Genomic DNA, 14769 nt, shown 5'->3' on the forward strand with positions numbered 1-14769 from the left:
TTGTGTGCGTAACGGAAAGATGCCGGCGCGCGGCGGGAATGCCGCGTGCCCGGCGGTGAAGCTGCCAGGAATACTTGCAAGTGCTGCGGGGAGATCGATCGGATGCAGTTGCCGCCGCCCGATGCGGGAGAGGTGTCGCCATTCAACGGAGATGAACAGGCGAGCCGCAACGCGAAGCCTCAGCCGCCATTGATTGTCGCAGAGCCGCACTGCGCCGCCTTGCGCGAAATCACCCGACCGGAAGCAGGGAGGACGAAGGGAGAATGAAGAGCGGACGCCTTGCTTTACTTTCCGCCCCGCCGCTTGCAGCAGGCAATGATTCCTATCGCGGCAAAGATCATCGACACCGCGGTCGTGTGGTCGCCCTCGAGGCGAAGCACTGCCGCCGCCATGCCGGCGACGATCGCGCCAGCCATCAGCAATAGCATGCGGTCCTTCATTGACGGGCCTTTGTGGCATAGGCGATACGCGCCGGGTGACGCTCGTTGAGTATTTCGGAGTGCTGCATGAAGTGGGACTGGAACCACAAGGGCAGCGTGCCGGCGATCATGGCTGCAGCATTCGCCAGACCGTGGAACAGCGTCGTCGGAACGGTTAACCCAAGCGCCTCCATGTTCTCTTTGAAATAAGCTTGAAAATCCTGTTGCGGACATATCGGCATGATCATTCCTTTCAAAAGAAATGAGCATAGTCGCAACATTGCAATAAAAGAAATACTGAGACGATGGGGATTTGCAAGTACATGTGGCGATGCATGTGTTCCCTATGCGTCGCACACATCGTCGTTGCTACAGGAAGCCCACCCGGAATTTAAAGGCGCCCACTGCCCGCCAGAACACCGCCAGCGGCGGTATCAGTGCCGAGGTCACCAGCATCTCAAGCACATGGCCCGGCGCCTTGGAAGTCTTGCTGAGACGCTGCAGGCAGAAGCGGCCGGTCATGAAAGCCCAGACCAGGCCGGACAGCGCGGCGGTGCCGAATGCTCCGGCCAGGAGGGAAATCAGTCCCGTCAGCAATGCCCCCGCCGTGAGGTAGAAATCCCAGCGCGGCCTGGCGCGGATGCGGCGGCGGTACAGCGAAGGATGCTTCTTGTAGAGCAGCGCATCGAACTGGACCTTCTTCACCTGCTGCAGGCTGACGCCCCACTGCGCCGGGCGGATGGGATGCATCATCACCGCCTTCGGCTCGCGCACGATGTTGGCGCCGTAATCGATGAGCCGGAAATGCAGATCGGAATCCTCGCGCCAGGCGAAGCGGAAGCGCTCGTCGAAGCCGCCGAGATCTTCGAGCACCTTTTTGCGGCAGAAGCAATTGGCGGTCACGAATTCCGCCGTCTCGAGATTCTTCGCATCCTTCTCGTAATCGGTGGGCGTGCCTTCGAGCGGCATCACGATGCTGCCGCAGACCGCATGCACGCCTTCATGGAAGGCCAGCACGCCGTTCTTGAGCCAGTCCGGACGGGCGACCGTGTCATCGTCGGTGAAGGCGATGATGGCGCCGCGCGCCGCGCGCCAGCCGTGATTGCGGGCGGCGGCGGGACCGTGCGGTCCCATCGAGGGAATGTAAGTGACCTGCAGCCCGTTTTCGGCGGCCTGCGCGGCCCAGCTTGCCACCACGTCGCGGGTGTCGTTGCTCGGCCCGTCGTCGACGACGATGATTTCGAAGCGGGCGCTGTCGAACTGCTGCATCACCAGGCTGGCAAGGCAGCGGTTGAGAAGTTGCGGCCGTCCCTTGGACGGCACCACGATGGAGGCCGCGATCGTCACGGCGGTGTTGTGCCTGCCTGCGCCGTTGCCGAGCACCGATACGACCGGTGCGCCGCTCTGCCGGCGCAGCTTCACGCTGCTTGCCCGGGCGTCATGCTCCGTATCTGCGGTAATGATCCTGCGGTTGCGGTTGAATGCAATTATTTTAGTCATCGACGGAGTCCTGATGATGCAGTCCATGTACGGAAGCGTCCGGCTTGCGGCGCGGCATGGCTTCCGTGGCTTCTCGCCTATTGGTTAGGTTGGCGCACATGCAATTCCCATTCCAATGCCTTGCGTTGACCCGGCTCAATCCGGCTTGCCTTGGGGAAGGCCGTCTGCTTGCGCTGCCGCAACATCGGGTTTCGCATCAGGCGATATAGCGTTCCCGACACGGTCGGCCCGTTCATCCCTGCAGCGTCGACTGCATTTCGCGCGACACCTGTTCATTGTCTTCGGCCCGCTGCTGCAGCTGCCACAGGCGGGCATAGGCGCCGTTGAGTTCGAGCAGGCGCGCATGGGTGCCGCGTTCGATGATGCGCCCGCGCTCCATCACGAGGATTTCGGTGGCGTCGACCACGGTCGACAGGCGGTGGGCGATGACCAGCGTGGTGCGGTTGGCCGACAACTGGTCGAGCTCCTTCTGGATGGCCTGTTCCGAGGCGGTGTCGAGCGCCGAGGTGGCTTCGTCGAAAATCAGCAGCGGCGGATTTTTCAGGATGGCGCGCGCCAGCGCGATGCGCTGCTTTTCGCCGCCGGACAGCATCACGCCGCGCTCTCCTACCGGCGTGTCGTACTTCAGCGGCAGGGAATCGATCAGGTCGTGGACATGCGCGGCCCTGGCGGCGGCGATGATGTCTTCCATGCCTGCGCCCTGGCGGCCATAACCGATGTTGAAGGCGATGGTGTCGTTGAACAGCAGCGCCTCCTGCGGCACCACGCCGATGGCCTCGCGCAGGCTCTGGCTGCTGACGCCGCGGATGTCCTGGCCGTCGACGCTCACGCCTCCGCCGCCGACTTCATAAAAGCGCAGCAGCAGCCGCGCCAGCGTCGACTTGCCGGAGCCGCTGCCGCCCACCACCGCCACCGTGCCGCCGGGCGGTATGCGGAAGCTGACGCCGTGCAGGATGGGACGCTCCGGCTCATAGGCGAAGCTGACATTGTCGAACACCACTTCGCCACGCGTCACCTTGAGGGAGGGAAGGCCGGGCGCCTCGGCGATCTCGGGTTTTTCGCGCAGCAGCTGGAACAGCCTTTCCGCATTGACCAGCGCATCCCTGGCTTCGCGGTAGACGAAGCCGAGCGCATTGAGAGGAAGACAAACCTGGATCACATAGGCATTGATGAGAATGAGGTCGCCCACCGTCATGGTGCGCGTCAGCACGAACTGTCCGGCCAGCAGCATGACGGAAGCCACGCCCATGGCGATGATGGAGCTCTGGCCGACGTGCAGGATGAAGAGCGCGCGCTGGTTGGCCACCACCGCTTCGGCCCAGTTGTCCATGATGTGCTGGAAGCGCGCCGACTCGCCGCGCTCGTTGGTGAAGTATTTCACCGCGTCGTAGTTGATCAGGCTGTCGGCCAGCAGGCTCTTCGCATTCGAATCGAGGCGGTTGACGCGGCGCTGCACGATGGCGCGCCGCTGCGTGAAGAACACCGTGAAGCCGCAGTACACCAGGAAGGTCATGCCGAGAATGACGGTGAACCAGTCGCTGTAGCGCGCCGTCATGATGCCCACCACCATGCTGATTTCGAGCAGCGTGGGCACCAGGGTGAACAGTCCGACGCCGAGCAGGAAGGCAATGCCGTTGGTGCCGCGGTCGATATCCGGCAGCAGGCCGCCGATGCGGCGCCTGGCATGAAAGCGCGAACTCAGCGCATGCAGGTGGGTGAAGGTCTTCTGCGCATAGGTCGCCACCGTGTGCTGGGTCACGCGGGAAAAAGCCAGGTCGCGCAATTCATTGAACAGCGTGCTGGCGAAGCGCAGCAGCGCATAGCCGATGAGCAGGGCGACCGGCAGCGCAACGAAGGATTCCGGGCGCGACATGTCGTCGACGATGCGCTTGAGCGCGAGCGGCACCGACACCACCGCCAGCTTGGCGAGGACCAGGAAGAAGACCGCCAGCGCGATACGGCCCTTGAAGGCCGATACCACGCGCCACAGGTCGCGCATCACATTGACGGCTCCCAGCTTTTCCGGTTGTGCATCGGACATAACGGTGTGATCTCCTTGAGGCTTGGCGGCGGGTGCCCCGGCAATGCGGACAATGCTGACAATGTCGGGGCTGATGGCAGGACCGGTAAGGAAGGCTGTCTGCTGTAACGCTTACAAATTTCCGTTGCAAAAAGTTCTGTCCGCCGCGCTGCTTTCCTACGGTTTTTCATGCTCCGTGCTTCGATCGCATCCGGATGGGATTGTTGCCGACGCAGTGGTATGGATGTTGCAGGACTGGCATGCATCTGAGAAAGTCCGCCGTTCCCGCCGTGTCATCCGGCCCGCCGGCACAACCTGGAGATTCGCGATGGCAAGAATTGAACACGCAATGGAAATCAATGCGCCTGTCCATGTCGTCTATGACCAATTGCTGCGTTTCGAGGAATATCCGCGGTTCTTGAATGGCGTGCAGGCGGTGCGCAGGCTGGAAGACGGACAGCTGCGCTGGCATGCGCGGGCCGGCGACCAGAACATCGAATGGGATGCCGAGATCACGCAACAAGTTCCGGGCCAATACATTGCCTGGCAAAAATCCGGTGCGCCCCGGCACGAGGGCCGGATCATGCTGCAGGCCGACGGGGAGCAGCGTACCCGGCTGCACCTGAGCATCGAACATGATGCGCAGGCCGACGGCGCCTCCTTCGGGGCAATGCTGGCAAGGCGCGTGGAGCAGGATCTGGTGCGCTTCAAGAAATGCGTCGAGTCGGCCGGCTCGACCTCGTCCGCATGGCCGGGAACACCCATGCCCGGGCAGGAAGCGCAGTCCTTGGACGGCGGCGCCGTCCCGGCGAGGCCGGCCGCCGCCGGCATCGCCTACCGCCGGCGGCGCGAAGCATCGGAGCGCCCACCGGGACTCGACATGCGGCCGCCTTGGCTGCCGGTCTTCCTCCAGGTCTGGGAAAATCCGCTGCGCATCATGCGGCGCGTATCGCAGGGAATGGACAAGCTGATGGATGGCGTCATCGCCAGCGCGAGGCTGGACGCGCACCATGCGGCGACGCATGCAAACGACGCATACCGGGTCGGAACCGCGTGGAGTCCGCTTCTTGAAGTCACCCGCAGCGACGACAGCGTGGTGGTGCTTGCCGAACTGGCCGGCGTGCGGCGCGAGGATGTGCAGATCGACATCCGCGCCGACCGGCTGATGATAGAAGGCGACCGCCATCCGCAGCAGCCTGGCCAGCCGGGAGGAAGCCAGCGTTCGGAACGGTCCTATGGACACTTCTACCGCGTGGTCGACCTTCCGCTGGGCGCCGATCCCGATGCCGCGACCGCATCGATGCACGACGGACTGCTCGAAATCCGGGTGCCGGTACGCCCCGGCGCGGCGCAGCGGCGGCGCCTCGATATCCAGTCATCCGAATGAGCTGCTGCCGGATGCATCACGAAGCCCGTCTTCGCGGGAGGAACAAGCCCGATCGTGCGCAGTCCACCATCAGGATCGCATGAATCGTCATGCAAGGCCTTCGGTACCTGCGCCGTTACCGGTTCGCGCAATGCCCAGTGCTCTATGCCGCATGGCGCATGGGAGCGATGCATTGGCGCGTCCGCATCGACGGCCCCGAAGGGCACGCATCATCATGGCCGGACCGGAGCCGGCATTACTGTAAAGGAGAAACAATGAATGCCGATATCGTCGGCTGGCTCAGCTCGCTGATCCTCGTATCCACCATCTCGCGCCAGGTCTATACCCAGTGGCGCACCAAGCGTATCGACGGCGTATCGAAATGGCTGTTCATCGGCCAGCTCACCGCCTCCCTGGGATTCACCATTTACAGCTACATGGTCGACAACTGGGTGTTCGTGTTCACGAACCTCTTCATGTTCCTCACCGCCGTGGTGGGCGAGTTCATCTATCTCAGCAACAAGCGGCACGCGCAGCGGCAGCAGAACGGCAACGCTTCGCAGGGCGCGGCCCGACCGGCAGCCAGCAGGTAAATCCTTCATGCAGGGATGGGCGACTATTTACAAGAACAGGTAGTTTGTTCGCCCCCGATCTTGCATGCAGGTGTCGGCAGGCATGCATTCCATAGTGAAAAAAGGCTTCCGGCCTTGCCCCGCAAGGCCCCGGCCGGCATAGGAGCTTTTACCTTGTCCGGACCGCGCACAGGTATGTCGCTTGCTTAAAGCCTTTCAATGCAACAAACACAACACGCCGCCGGCGGCAGTCTCATGATTGCCGCCACGGCGCTTATTTTTTGGAGGGAAATGTGTATACGCTTGGAATCAATGCTGCCTATCACGATTGCGCTGCGACGCTGGTGCGCGATGGGGAAGTTCTCGCCGCCGCGGAAGAAGAGCGCTTCACCCGCATCAAGCATGGAAAACGGCCCGTGCCTTTCTCCACCTGGCAGCTGCCGTTCCACGCGATCGACTATTGCCTGAAACAGGCCGGCATCCGGCTCAGCGATGTCGACCATGTCGCGTATTCCTACAACCCCTGGCTGCTGCTCGGCGAACGCAAGGGCGACGAAACCATCACACTGCCGCTGGAGCCGTCGGCGCACAAGACCTCGGACTGGCTGTCGCCGTGGGACCCGCTGTTTCTGTCGTCCATCGTCAATGCGCCGCGCCAGCTGGCCAGCGGCGCGCCCCACCATATCAAAAAGCGTTTCCAGGGGGTGCGGCATGACGGACCTTTCCAATGGCATTTCGTCGAACACCACCTCTCGCATGAAGCCAGCGCCTTCCTGGCCGCGCCCTTCGCGGAATGCGCGGTGCTCACCATGGACGGCCGCGGCGAGAACGCGACCACCAGCTATGGCCATTACCAGGACCGCCGCTACCACAGGCTCAAGCAGGTGAACCTGCCGCATTCGCTCGGCCTGCTGTATGAAATGGTGACCGACTATCTCGGCTTCCTGCATTCCTCCGACGAATACAAGGTGATGGCGCTGGCTTCCTATGGCAAGCCGGTGTTCGCCGAGCAGTTCCACGAAATCCTGCAATACCGCGGCGACGGCGATTACGAGGTGCGGCCCGCCAAATGGGCGGAAGTGTTCGGGCCGGCGCGCGAACGCGGTTCCGAATTCACCCAGCATCACATGAACATCGCTTCCTCGCTGCAGATCGTGCTGGAGGAAACGGTGCTGAAGATGGTGCACTGGCTGCATGAGCAGACCGGCGCGGAAAACCTCGCCATGGCCGGCGGCGTGGCGCTCAATTGCGTGATGAATGCGCGCGTGCGCGATCGCGGCCCCTTCAAGAAAGTCTGGGTGCAGCCGGCGTCGGGCGATTCCGGCACCTCGCTCGGCGCGGCCATGTGGATCGATGCCCAGCAGCGCGGCATGTCCAAGCGCAGCTGGCAGATGAACCATGCCTTCCTCGGGCCGGCCTATGAGGATGACGAGATCGAGGAATTCCTGAAGCAGGCCAAGCTGAGCTATCGCCGCGCCAACGATCTGTCGGCCGAAGTTGCGGACCTGCTGATGCAGAACAAGGTGATCGGCTGGTTCCAGGGCCGCATGGAGTTCGGGCCGCGCGCCCTCGGCGCGCGTTCCATCCTCGCTTCACCGCTGGACCCGGCCATGCAGCAGCGCCTCAACACCATCAAGGACAGGGAAGACTTCCGCCCGGTCGCGCCGGTGGTGCTCGAGGAAGAGGCGGCCAACTGGTTCGTCGATGGCGACGTGTCGCCGTTCATGGTGTTCGTCTATGACGTGCGCCAGGACCGCGAGGACAAGATTCCGGCGGTGCGCCATGTCGACGGCACCGCCCGCATCCAGACCATCAACCGCTCGCAGAATGCCGCCTATTACGATCTGCTGAAAGCCTTCGCCGAACGCTCCGGCGTGCCGGTGCTGATCAACACCTCGTTCAATACACGGGGCGAACCGGTGGTGTGCAATCCGCGTGACGCGGTCGAGTCCTTCTGCACCACGCCGCTCGATGCATTGGCGATCGGTTCCTTCATCGTCCAGAAGCCGTGATGAAGGGGAAGGGTGGATGCACAATCTGATCAGGGCAACCAAGGAGAACCTGTTTGCCGGCGTGCAGCGCATCGCGGTGTTCCGCGCATTGCAGCTCGGCGACATGCTGTGCACCGTGCCAGCCCTGCGCGCGCTGCGCGCCGCCGCGCCGCAGGCCTCCATCACGCTGGTCGGGCTGCCGTGGGCAAGCAGCTTCGTCCAGCGCTATCACCGCTATCTCGACGACTTGCTGGTGTTTCCCGGCTGCCCCGGCTTTCCGGAGCAGCCGGCGCGCCTGCAGGAAATGCCGGGCTTTCTCGCCGAGGCGCAGGCCCGCCGCTTCGACCTCGCGATACAACTGCACGGCAGCGGCGGGGTCAGCAATCCGCTCACCGTACTGCTCGGCGCCAAACGCAATGCCGGCTTCCATGCGCAGGGGCAGTATTGCCCCGATCCGGCCGCCTTCACCCATTGGGACGAGCGCGAGCATGAAGTGCTGCGCTACCTGCGGCTGATGGAATTCATCGGCGCGCCGCCGCAGGGCGAGCAGCTGGAATTCCCGCTGACCGCAGACGACCATGCTTCGCTGCGGCGCAGCCATGCCGAGCTGCCGGCGCCGGGCAGCTATGTCTGCATTCATCCCGGCGCGCGCATGCTCACGCGCCGCTGGCTGCCGCAGCGCTTTGCCGAAGTGGCCGACCGCCTCGCGGCAGCGGGCATGAAGATCGTGCTGACCGGTTCGCCGGACGAAGCGGAAGTGGTGCGCACGGTGCACGGGACGATGCGCATGCCGGCCCTGAACCTGTGCGGCAAGACCGATCTCGGCGGCCTCGCGGCGCTGCTGGCGCAGGCCAGGCTGGTGGTGTCCAACGATACCGGCATCTCGCATGTGGCCGCCGCCGTCGCCACGCCGAGCGTGATCGTTTCCTGCGGCTCCGATCCCGGCCGCTGGGCGCCGCTGGACCGCGAACGGCACCAGGTGATCCATGCCGAGGTCGCCTGCCGCCCCTGCATGCACCAGGTGTGTCCGATCGGACATCTGTGCGCCCTCGATGTCGGCGCGGATGCGGTGGCGGCATTGGCCGTGCGGCTGCTTGAAGGCGAGGCTGCGCGCCATCCCTGGAACAAGACTACGGAGATGCATCCATGAAAGAAGCCGATTCCAAGCGCATTCTCGTGACCGGCGGCGCCGGCTTCCTCGGCTCCCACCTGTGCGAGTACCTGATCGCCCAGGGGCATGATGTGTTGTGCGTCGATAATTTCTATACCGGCACCAAGCGCAACATCGCCCACCTGCTGCGCCATCCGCGCTTCGAGCTGATGCGGCACGACGTCACCTTTCCGCTCTACGTGGAGGTCGACGAGATCTACAATCTGGCCTGCCCGGCGTCGCCGGTGCATTACCAGAACGACCCGGTGCAGACCACCAAGACCAGCGTGCACGGCGCGATCAACATGCTGGGCCTGGCCAAGCGGGTCAAGGCCAAGATCCTGCAGGCCTCGACCAGCGAAGTCTACGGCGATCCGCAGATGCATCCGCAGAGCGAGCATTACTGGGGGCATGTCAACCCAATCGGCATCCGCTCCTGCTATGACGAGGGCAAGCGCTGCGCGGAAACCCTGTTCATGGATTACCGCCGCCAGCACAACCTGAACGTCAAGATCGCGCGCATCTTCAATACCTACGGTCCGCGCATGCATCCCAACGACGGCCGGGTGGTGTCGAACTTCATCATGCAAGCCTTGAACGGCGAGCCGCTCACCATCTACGGCGACGGCTCGCAGACACGCTCGTTCTGCTATGTCGACGACCTGATCCGCGGCTTTGACCTGCTCATGCGCAGCGCCGACGGTTTCTGCGGTCCGGTGAATCTGGGCAATCCCGGCGAATACACCATGCTGCAGCTGGCCGAACGCATCATCGCGCTCTCCGGATCGAAGTCGAGCATCGTGTTCCGGCCGCTGCCGAGCGATGATCCGACCCGCCGCCGGCCCGACATCGCGCTGGCACGCACCGTGCTGGAGTGGGAACCGACGGTCGCGCTCGATGACGGTCTGTCGCGCACGATCGACTATTTCCGCCAGCTGCATGCCGGCGCGGACGACGGAGACATCGACGTTGCGGCGGACTTCGCCGGCAGCCTGGCCGGACGGGAAGCCACGCAAGGCAGCATGACGAGGATGTAGCCGGTGCGCGGCAGGAAGCCCACCTGTTTACGGGGTCCATCATGAACACACCATGCCAACCTGAAGGCAGGCAATCCAGCGCCTGGAAGACGCCTGTCCTTCTCGCGGTGCTCGCACTGGCAAGCCTTGCCTGCAGCAAGGGGCCGGATAGCCCCGACCTGCCGAACTCGCCGCCGCGTCCGAAAGTGGAAGCGCAGGCCGGGCCTGTCGTCACCGCCCAGTTTCACCTGCCGGCGCGACCGAAGCCGCGCAAGCCGCTGCGGACCTGAGGGCGACGGGGACGGTACGCGCCGTCGTGCATGCGTTCGCTTGCCGGCACTGCGTCAGGCCATCGCGGCATCGGCACAGACCTTATTGATTTGGCCCGAAAAACGGTTCATTTTTCGGGTCGCTGATCTCCCCCTCTACCTCTGGAGAGGGCCGGGGTGAGGGGGCGGCCCTACATATTTTCGGGCTGGATCCATAGGCACAGACCTTGCGTCGGCAAGGGCTGACGCGATATTTCTTCCCGCAGACGTCATGTTTACCGGATGTGTTTCTCATCGCGCCGGCGCACGCCTGTTGCGCACGCGGATGATTGCCCTTCACAATTTCCTTGCCCCCGGTGCCGCAGCGACGGCACGCCACCACCGACGTTTGCAGAACCGCGATTGTACCCATCCCCTTGCCGGCCGCCGCATGGAGTCATCGGCCGGCTCGTTTCCGTTTACGGTTTGTCCATCGAAGGCGCAGGCCGCTGGCCTGCTGGAGAAAGCTAATGGTTTCCCCGATCCACAGAAGACACGTTTCCATTGCCTGCGACGATGTCGCGGTCAATGCCATGTTATGCATGCCCGACGATGCCATCGGCATCGTTGTCTGCGTCAACGGCAGCACCGCCAGCCGGCTCAAGCCGCCATCGGATTATGTCGGCAGCGTGCTGCACAAGGCCGGCCTCGCCACCCTGTGGCTGGATGCGGCAAGCCTGGAGGAGCATCGCCCCGGCCAGGCAAGGAATGATGCGCAGGCTTTGGCCCGCCGTCTGCAGGGCGCCTGCGCCTGGCTCGGGCAAGATGCCGCAACCGATGCATTGCCGTATTCGCTGTTTGCGTCGGGCTTTCCCGCGGCGGCGGCACTGCACCTGGCTTCCACGGATGTCTGCGACATCGCGGCGCTGGTGCTGCGCAGTGCGAAATTGCAGTTGCCCGATCCCGGGTTGGCGAAAATCACCGCGCCCACCTTGCTGATTGCCGGCGGCCTGGATGACGGCAGCGTCGGCTTCAATCGCGCCGCCTTCGCCGCGCTCCAGTGCAAGAAACGCTTCGAAGTGATACCTGGCGCGACTCATGCATTCGAGGAGCCCGGAAGCCTGGAAGTCGTTGCCCGTCTGGCCCGTGGATGGTTCCTCCAGCATACGCGTTTCGTATTGGCATGAAGCATTGCGCGGCTTGAGCTTGTAAATCGTACCCTGCCGCGCAGTTTTTACAACGCATCGCGTGACGAACGGACAGGTGAAGGCGGAGTGGTTTCCTGATGGTGTTTGCAAGTGGCGTTGCCCCTCCCTGTCCTCCAGGGAGGGGCTTTTTTCATGGATGCAGGCCATCACGCAGAAAGCGGGTGTTCCCGCGATCCTACTTTTCCTCGAGCCAGCGTATCGCCGCCGTGATGTCGCTGTAGAAGACGCGGTAGTCGCCTTCTCCGAAAGCCAGCCGCGCAAGATAGGCCAGCTTGGTATTCGGCACCACGATGGCACGGCGCAGGCTGACGTCAGGTATTTCCTCGTCGAGCTTGCGCTGGGACAGCACCACGTCCACATGCGGCGCTTCCATTTCCAGCGCGTCGTAAAGCACCTTGCCGCAGCCGGTATCCCGCACCAGCTGAAGCACCCGTTCCTGGCATTCGCGCAGTAGGGCTTCGGTCGGCATGCCGCGCATGCGGGCGATGATCAGCGTGCCGACGGGTTCCACCCATAATTGCTCATTCGTCATGATTGTCTTCGTTCAGTTGTAAAAGCATGGCCGCATTCAGCCCGGCAATTTCCTCGCATGCGGCACCGTCAGCACCACGTCCGATTCCGCGTGCGCAACGCAGGGAAGGATATAGCCCTCGGCCTTTTCCTCGCGGCTCACGCCGGGCCAGTCGATGCCGTAGCGGATCTGTCCGCTGACCATCCTGCACAGGCAGGTGCGGCAGGTGCCGTTGCGGCAGGAGGCCGGCAAGTCTATCCTCGCCGCGCGGGCCGCGGCCATCAGGGACTGTTCGCCGCGGGCCGCGTATTCCCAGCCCGCGGGTTCGATGCGCACGGTGAAGGCGGGCCGGGCGTCTTCGGCACTCACGCCTGCGTGCCCGTGACGGTGGCCGGGAGCGGCGACACGCCCTGTTCGATGGCGGCCCTTTCCTGCGCATCCATGGCGCGCCGGTAGCCTTCCCGCTGCTGCAGCCGCTGCCAGTAGGCCCGCACCGGTTCACTGAATTCCGGTTCCAGGCCGATCAGTTCGGCCAGCATCAGCGCGTAGCCGACCGATACGTCGGCGGCGGTGAAGCGTTGCGCGCACAGATGCTCCTGCCGGGCCACGACGGCATCGACGCCGCGCAGGCGCGCAAGAAACCAGCGGCGGTAATCTTCGGCCACCTGGGGCTGGCGCCGCTCTTCCGGTTCGAAGCGGCCGTAGCGCAGCACCAGGGTTTGCGGGAAGGTCAGGCTGGCCTCGCCGAAATGCAGCCAGTTGAGATATTCGCCGAAGGCCGGGTCGCCGGCGGCCACGTCAAGCGCACCATGTGTCCCTGGTGCCCCTCGTACCCCTGGCGTGCCGCGTGCGGCGAGATACTGGCAGATCGCCGCCGACTCGGTCATCCGCAAGCCGCCGTCCAGCAGCGCCGGCACGGTGCCGAGCGGATTGACGGCGAGATAGTCGCGCGCGGCGGCGCGGGGCGGGAAGGGCAGCATCCTCAGCTCGTAGGGAAGCCGCAGTTCCTCCAGCATCCAGAGCGGCCGGAACGAGCGGGCGCTCACGCAGTGATAGAGGGTCAGCATGGCTAAGCGATGCGGCCGCAGCGGCGGGATGTCCGGAATGTCATGGCATGCGTCTCCTTGGTGGGGTGTGGAATTGTAGCGCGGCGTGCAAACCGTGGCATTCCGCCATGTAGGTCACAAGGAATGCGACAATGGCGGTCGCGATGCCGGCAGGCTGCAAGCCGGTGCACCAGGTAAATTCGAAAAGGTTGAAAAAAGGACTCAACATGACTGTCAAGACCGTTGTCTATCAAGCGCTGGAAGCCGGCCCGGCACTGACCATACTGGGAGCCGTGCATGGCAACGAGCGTTGCGGCCCGGAAGCCATCAAGCGCCTGATCGCGGCCCTGGATGGCGGCGAGGCGGCGCTGCGGCGCGGCACGCTGCAGATGATGCCGGTGGTGAACCCGAAGGCGTATGAGCAGAACGTGCGTTTCGTCGAGCGCAACCTGAACCGCCAGCTTTACCCGAAGGACGAGAAGCAGCATTACGAAGACCACCTCGACCCTATCGTCTGCGGCCTGCTGGACCGCACCGATGTATTGCTGGACCTGCATTCCTTCGCCTCGCCGGGCGGTCCTTTCATTTTCCTGAGCGGAAAGAACCCGCGCGAACTGGCCTATGCCAAATCGCTCGGCGTCACCGACTTCGTCTACGGCTGGGCGGAAGCCTACGGCGGCGGAGGCGACAGCAAGGAGTCGCAGGGCACCACCGAATATGCGCGCACCCGCGGCGCGATGGCGGTCACCCTGGAATGCGGACATCATCACAATGCCGATGCCGCCGATGTCGGCTACCGCGCCATCCTGATGGCGCTCAGGCATCTTGACATGCTCGATCCGCAATGTGCGGCCGCATCGTCGCTGGCACAGCCGGCGGAGACCGCGCAATTGCGCTGCGTGCGCATGAAGAGCGTCTATTACCGCAACGAAGGCGCGGCATTCAGCAAGCCGTGGCGCCATTTCGATGCTGTGGGCAAGGACGAGCCGATCGCCGTGCTCGCCGGCGGCGAAGTGCTGGCGGCGCCGGAAGACGGCTTCATCGTGCTGCCCAAGGAAGCCGCGGCGACCGGCGGCGAATGGTTCTACTTCGGCACGGCCACCGCCTATCCGGAGTGACCGGCGGCGAGTCGCCCGAACGGGTGAAGACGGGAAAGGGGAGGCCGCGCGCCTCCCTTTCTATTGACCGCGATTATTCCGTCCCGGCATTGCGCTTGCCGACCACTCTCTCGCGTATCCACTCGATCTTCGGTTCGGAATGCAGGTCCGCGATCACCGCGCCGTAGTTGGCCTGGCCGCGCGCGCTACGCTGCGGGCCGCTGACTTCATACTCCAGCACATAGCTGACGAATACGCTGTCCGATGCCGGATCGGGCGTGATGTACTCGATGCGGGCCAAGCGGTAATTGCGCACCGGCCAGCGCCGGCTGTAATGCCGCACATCGCGCACGATCTCGCTTCGTGCGGTCGGGCCGAATTCATAGTAGTCGACGCCGTCGGCAAAGAATTCCGCCTGGGCTTCGGGACTCTTGTCGGGAGAAATGAATTGCTGCAGGAAAAGCGCGACAGTCTGTTCCAGGGCTGCGGGCGGCGCGGCTAGCGCTGCGGAGGAGACGGGGCTGACCGGCTGGGCAAACGCTGCAGCTGCGCTCAGGCCGAGGAGAACCGCGACTGAAGCAGGAAGTAACGGGGCGCTCATGATATGCCTTGATGCAATCGTCAA

16 protein-coding genes are annotated in these 14769 nt (G+C 63.9%); 8 read left to right on the forward strand and 8 right to left on the reverse strand.

The window, feature by feature from the left end; all coding sequences use genetic code 11:
• Positions 1-284 precede the first annotated feature (284 nt).
• From FH061_RS30480 to FH061_RS15270, 4 genes are all read right to left on the reverse strand, one after another.
• Positions 285-440, reverse strand: a complete 156-nt coding sequence (locus FH061_RS30480; RefSeq protein WP_192805079.1) for a hypothetical protein — start codon at positions 438-440, stop codon at positions 285-287.
• The gene (locus tag FH061_RS15260; protein ID WP_151636676.1) at positions 437-667 is read right to left on the reverse strand and encodes a hypothetical protein; all 231 of its coding nucleotides are present in this window, start codon (positions 665-667) and stop codon (positions 437-439) included. Before FH061_RS15260 ends, FH061_RS30480 begins: the two co-directional genes overlap by 4 nt.
• A gap of 121 nt (positions 668-788) precedes the next feature.
• Positions 789-1919, reverse strand: a complete 1131-nt coding sequence (locus FH061_RS15265) for a glycosyltransferase family 2 protein (protein ID WP_151636677.1) — start codon at positions 1917-1919, stop codon at positions 789-791.
• A gap of 232 nt (positions 1920-2151) precedes the next feature.
• Positions 2152-3960 (reverse strand): ABCB family ABC transporter ATP-binding protein/permease, encoded by a 1809-nt coding sequence (locus FH061_RS15270; protein ID WP_151636678.1) that lies wholly within the window; start codon positions 3958-3960, stop codon positions 2152-2154.
• 307 nt (positions 3961-4267) lie between these two features.
• On the opposite strand from FH061_RS15270, the gene FH061_RS15275 reads away from it, so the two are divergent.
• From FH061_RS15275 to FH061_RS15305, 7 genes are all read left to right on the forward strand, one after another.
• Positions 4268-5326: an Hsp20 family protein gene (locus tag FH061_RS15275; RefSeq protein WP_192805080.1), complete on the forward strand. Its 1059-nt coding sequence runs from the start codon at positions 4268-4270 to the stop codon at positions 5324-5326.
• Positions 5327-5580: 254 nt separating this feature from the next.
• Positions 5581-5898 (forward strand): hypothetical protein, encoded by a 318-nt coding sequence (locus FH061_RS15280; protein WP_151636680.1) that lies wholly within the window; start codon positions 5581-5583, stop codon positions 5896-5898.
• A 260-nt stretch (positions 5899-6158) separates the two neighbouring features.
• Positions 6159-7889, forward strand: a complete 1731-nt coding sequence (locus FH061_RS15285) for a carbamoyltransferase family protein (protein ID WP_151636681.1) — start codon at positions 6159-6161, stop codon at positions 7887-7889.
• A 16-nt stretch (positions 7890-7905) separates the two neighbouring features.
• Positions 7906-9018, forward strand: a complete 1113-nt coding sequence (locus FH061_RS15290) for a glycosyltransferase family 9 protein (protein WP_151636682.1) — start codon at positions 7906-7908, stop codon at positions 9016-9018.
• Positions 9015-10055 carry a UDP-glucuronic acid decarboxylase family protein gene (locus tag FH061_RS15295; protein WP_151636683.1) on the forward strand — a complete coding sequence of 347 codons (1041 nt, stop codon included), beginning with the start codon at positions 9015-9017 and terminating at the stop codon, positions 10053-10055. Before FH061_RS15290 ends, FH061_RS15295 begins: the two co-directional genes overlap by 4 nt.
• 41 nt (positions 10056-10096) lie before the next feature.
• Complete coding sequence (locus tag FH061_RS15300) at positions 10097-10324, forward strand: hypothetical protein (protein WP_151636684.1); 228 nt, start codon at positions 10097-10099, stop codon at positions 10322-10324.
• A gap of 488 nt (positions 10325-10812) precedes the next feature.
• A complete protein-coding gene (locus tag FH061_RS15305) occupies positions 10813-11469 on the forward strand; it encodes a dienelactone hydrolase family protein (RefSeq protein WP_151636685.1) in 657 nt (218 codons plus the stop codon).
• A gap of 196 nt (positions 11470-11665) precedes the next feature.
• On the opposite strand, the gene FH061_RS15310 is transcribed toward FH061_RS15305, so the two are convergent.
• Genes FH061_RS15310 through FH061_RS15320 form a run of 3 tightly spaced genes read right to left on the reverse strand, consistent with a single transcriptional unit; the run spans position 11666 to position 13068 of the window.
• Positions 11666-12022, reverse strand: coding sequence for an STAS/SEC14 domain-containing protein (locus FH061_RS15310; RefSeq protein ID WP_151636686.1), 357 nt, complete (start codon positions 12020-12022; stop codon positions 11666-11668).
• 36 nt (positions 12023-12058) lie between these two features.
• The gene (locus FH061_RS15315; protein ID WP_151636687.1) at positions 12059-12370 is read right to left on the reverse strand and encodes a 2Fe-2S iron-sulfur cluster-binding protein; all 312 of its coding nucleotides are present in this window, start codon (positions 12368-12370) and stop codon (positions 12059-12061) included.
• A complete protein-coding gene (locus FH061_RS15320; protein ID WP_151636688.1) occupies positions 12367-13068 on the reverse strand; it encodes a glutathione S-transferase family protein in 702 nt (233 codons plus the stop codon). The genes FH061_RS15315 and FH061_RS15320 overlap by 4 nt, the downstream gene beginning before the upstream one ends.
• 206 nt (positions 13069-13274) lie before the next feature.
• Between FH061_RS15320 and FH061_RS15325 the strand changes: the two genes are divergently transcribed.
• Entirely contained in the window at positions 13275-14165 is an 891-nt protein-coding gene (locus tag FH061_RS15325) for a M14 family metallopeptidase (protein WP_192805081.1), read from the forward strand.
• A 73-nt stretch (positions 14166-14238) separates the two neighbouring features.
• Here FH061_RS15325 and FH061_RS15330 read toward each other — a convergent pair whose 3' ends face one another.
• A complete protein-coding gene (locus FH061_RS15330; RefSeq protein WP_151636690.1) occupies positions 14239-14745 on the reverse strand; it encodes a hypothetical protein in 507 nt (168 codons plus the stop codon).
• Positions 14746-14769 lie beyond the last annotated feature (24 nt).

This window comes from Noviherbaspirillum aerium, from assembly GCF_008929045.1.
Classification (GTDB): Bacteria; Pseudomonadota; Gammaproteobacteria; order Burkholderiales; family Burkholderiaceae_D; genus Noviherbaspirillum; species Noviherbaspirillum aerium.

Coding starts and splice junctions, on each gene's coding strand:
- FH061_RS15330 (WP_151636690.1), bottom strand. CDS start 14,745: ATGAGCGCCCCGTTACTTCCTGCTTCAGTCGCGGTTCTCCTCGGCCTG.
- FH061_RS15310 (WP_151636686.1), bottom strand. CDS start 12,022: ATGACGAATGAGCAATTATGGGTGGAACCCGTCGGCACGCTGATCATC.
- FH061_RS15260 (WP_151636676.1), bottom strand. CDS start 667: ATGATCATGCCGATATGTCCGCAACAGGATTTTCAAGCTTATTTCAAA.
- FH061_RS15300 (WP_151636684.1), top strand. CDS start 10,097: ATGAACACACCATGCCAACCTGAAGGCAGGCAATCCAGCGCCTGGAAG.
- FH061_RS15290 (WP_151636682.1), top strand. CDS start 7,906: ATGCACAATCTGATCAGGGCAACCAAGGAGAACCTGTTTGCCGGCGTG.
- FH061_RS15265 (WP_151636677.1), bottom strand. CDS start 1,919: ATGACTAAAATAATTGCATTCAACCGCAACCGCAGGATCATTACCGCA.
- FH061_RS30480 (WP_192805079.1), bottom strand. CDS start 440: ATGAAGGACCGCATGCTATTGCTGATGGCTGGCGCGATCGTCGCCGGC.
- FH061_RS15280 (WP_151636680.1), top strand. CDS start 5,581: ATGAATGCCGATATCGTCGGCTGGCTCAGCTCGCTGATCCTCGTATCC.
- FH061_RS15305 (WP_151636685.1), top strand. CDS start 10,813: ATGGTTTCCCCGATCCACAGAAGACACGTTTCCATTGCCTGCGACGAT.
- FH061_RS15320 (WP_151636688.1), bottom strand. CDS start 13,068: ATGCTGACCCTCTATCACTGCGTGAGCGCCCGCTCGTTCCGGCCGCTC.
- FH061_RS15325 (WP_192805081.1), top strand. CDS start 13,275: ATGACTGTCAAGACCGTTGTCTATCAAGCGCTGGAAGCCGGCCCGGCA.
- FH061_RS15295 (WP_151636683.1), top strand. CDS start 9,015: ATGAAAGAAGCCGATTCCAAGCGCATTCTCGTGACCGGCGGCGCCGGC.
- FH061_RS15275 (WP_192805080.1), top strand. CDS start 4,268: ATGGCAAGAATTGAACACGCAATGGAAATCAATGCGCCTGTCCATGTC.
- FH061_RS15270 (WP_151636678.1), bottom strand. CDS start 3,960: ATGTCCGATGCACAACCGGAAAAGCTGGGAGCCGTCAATGTGATGCGC.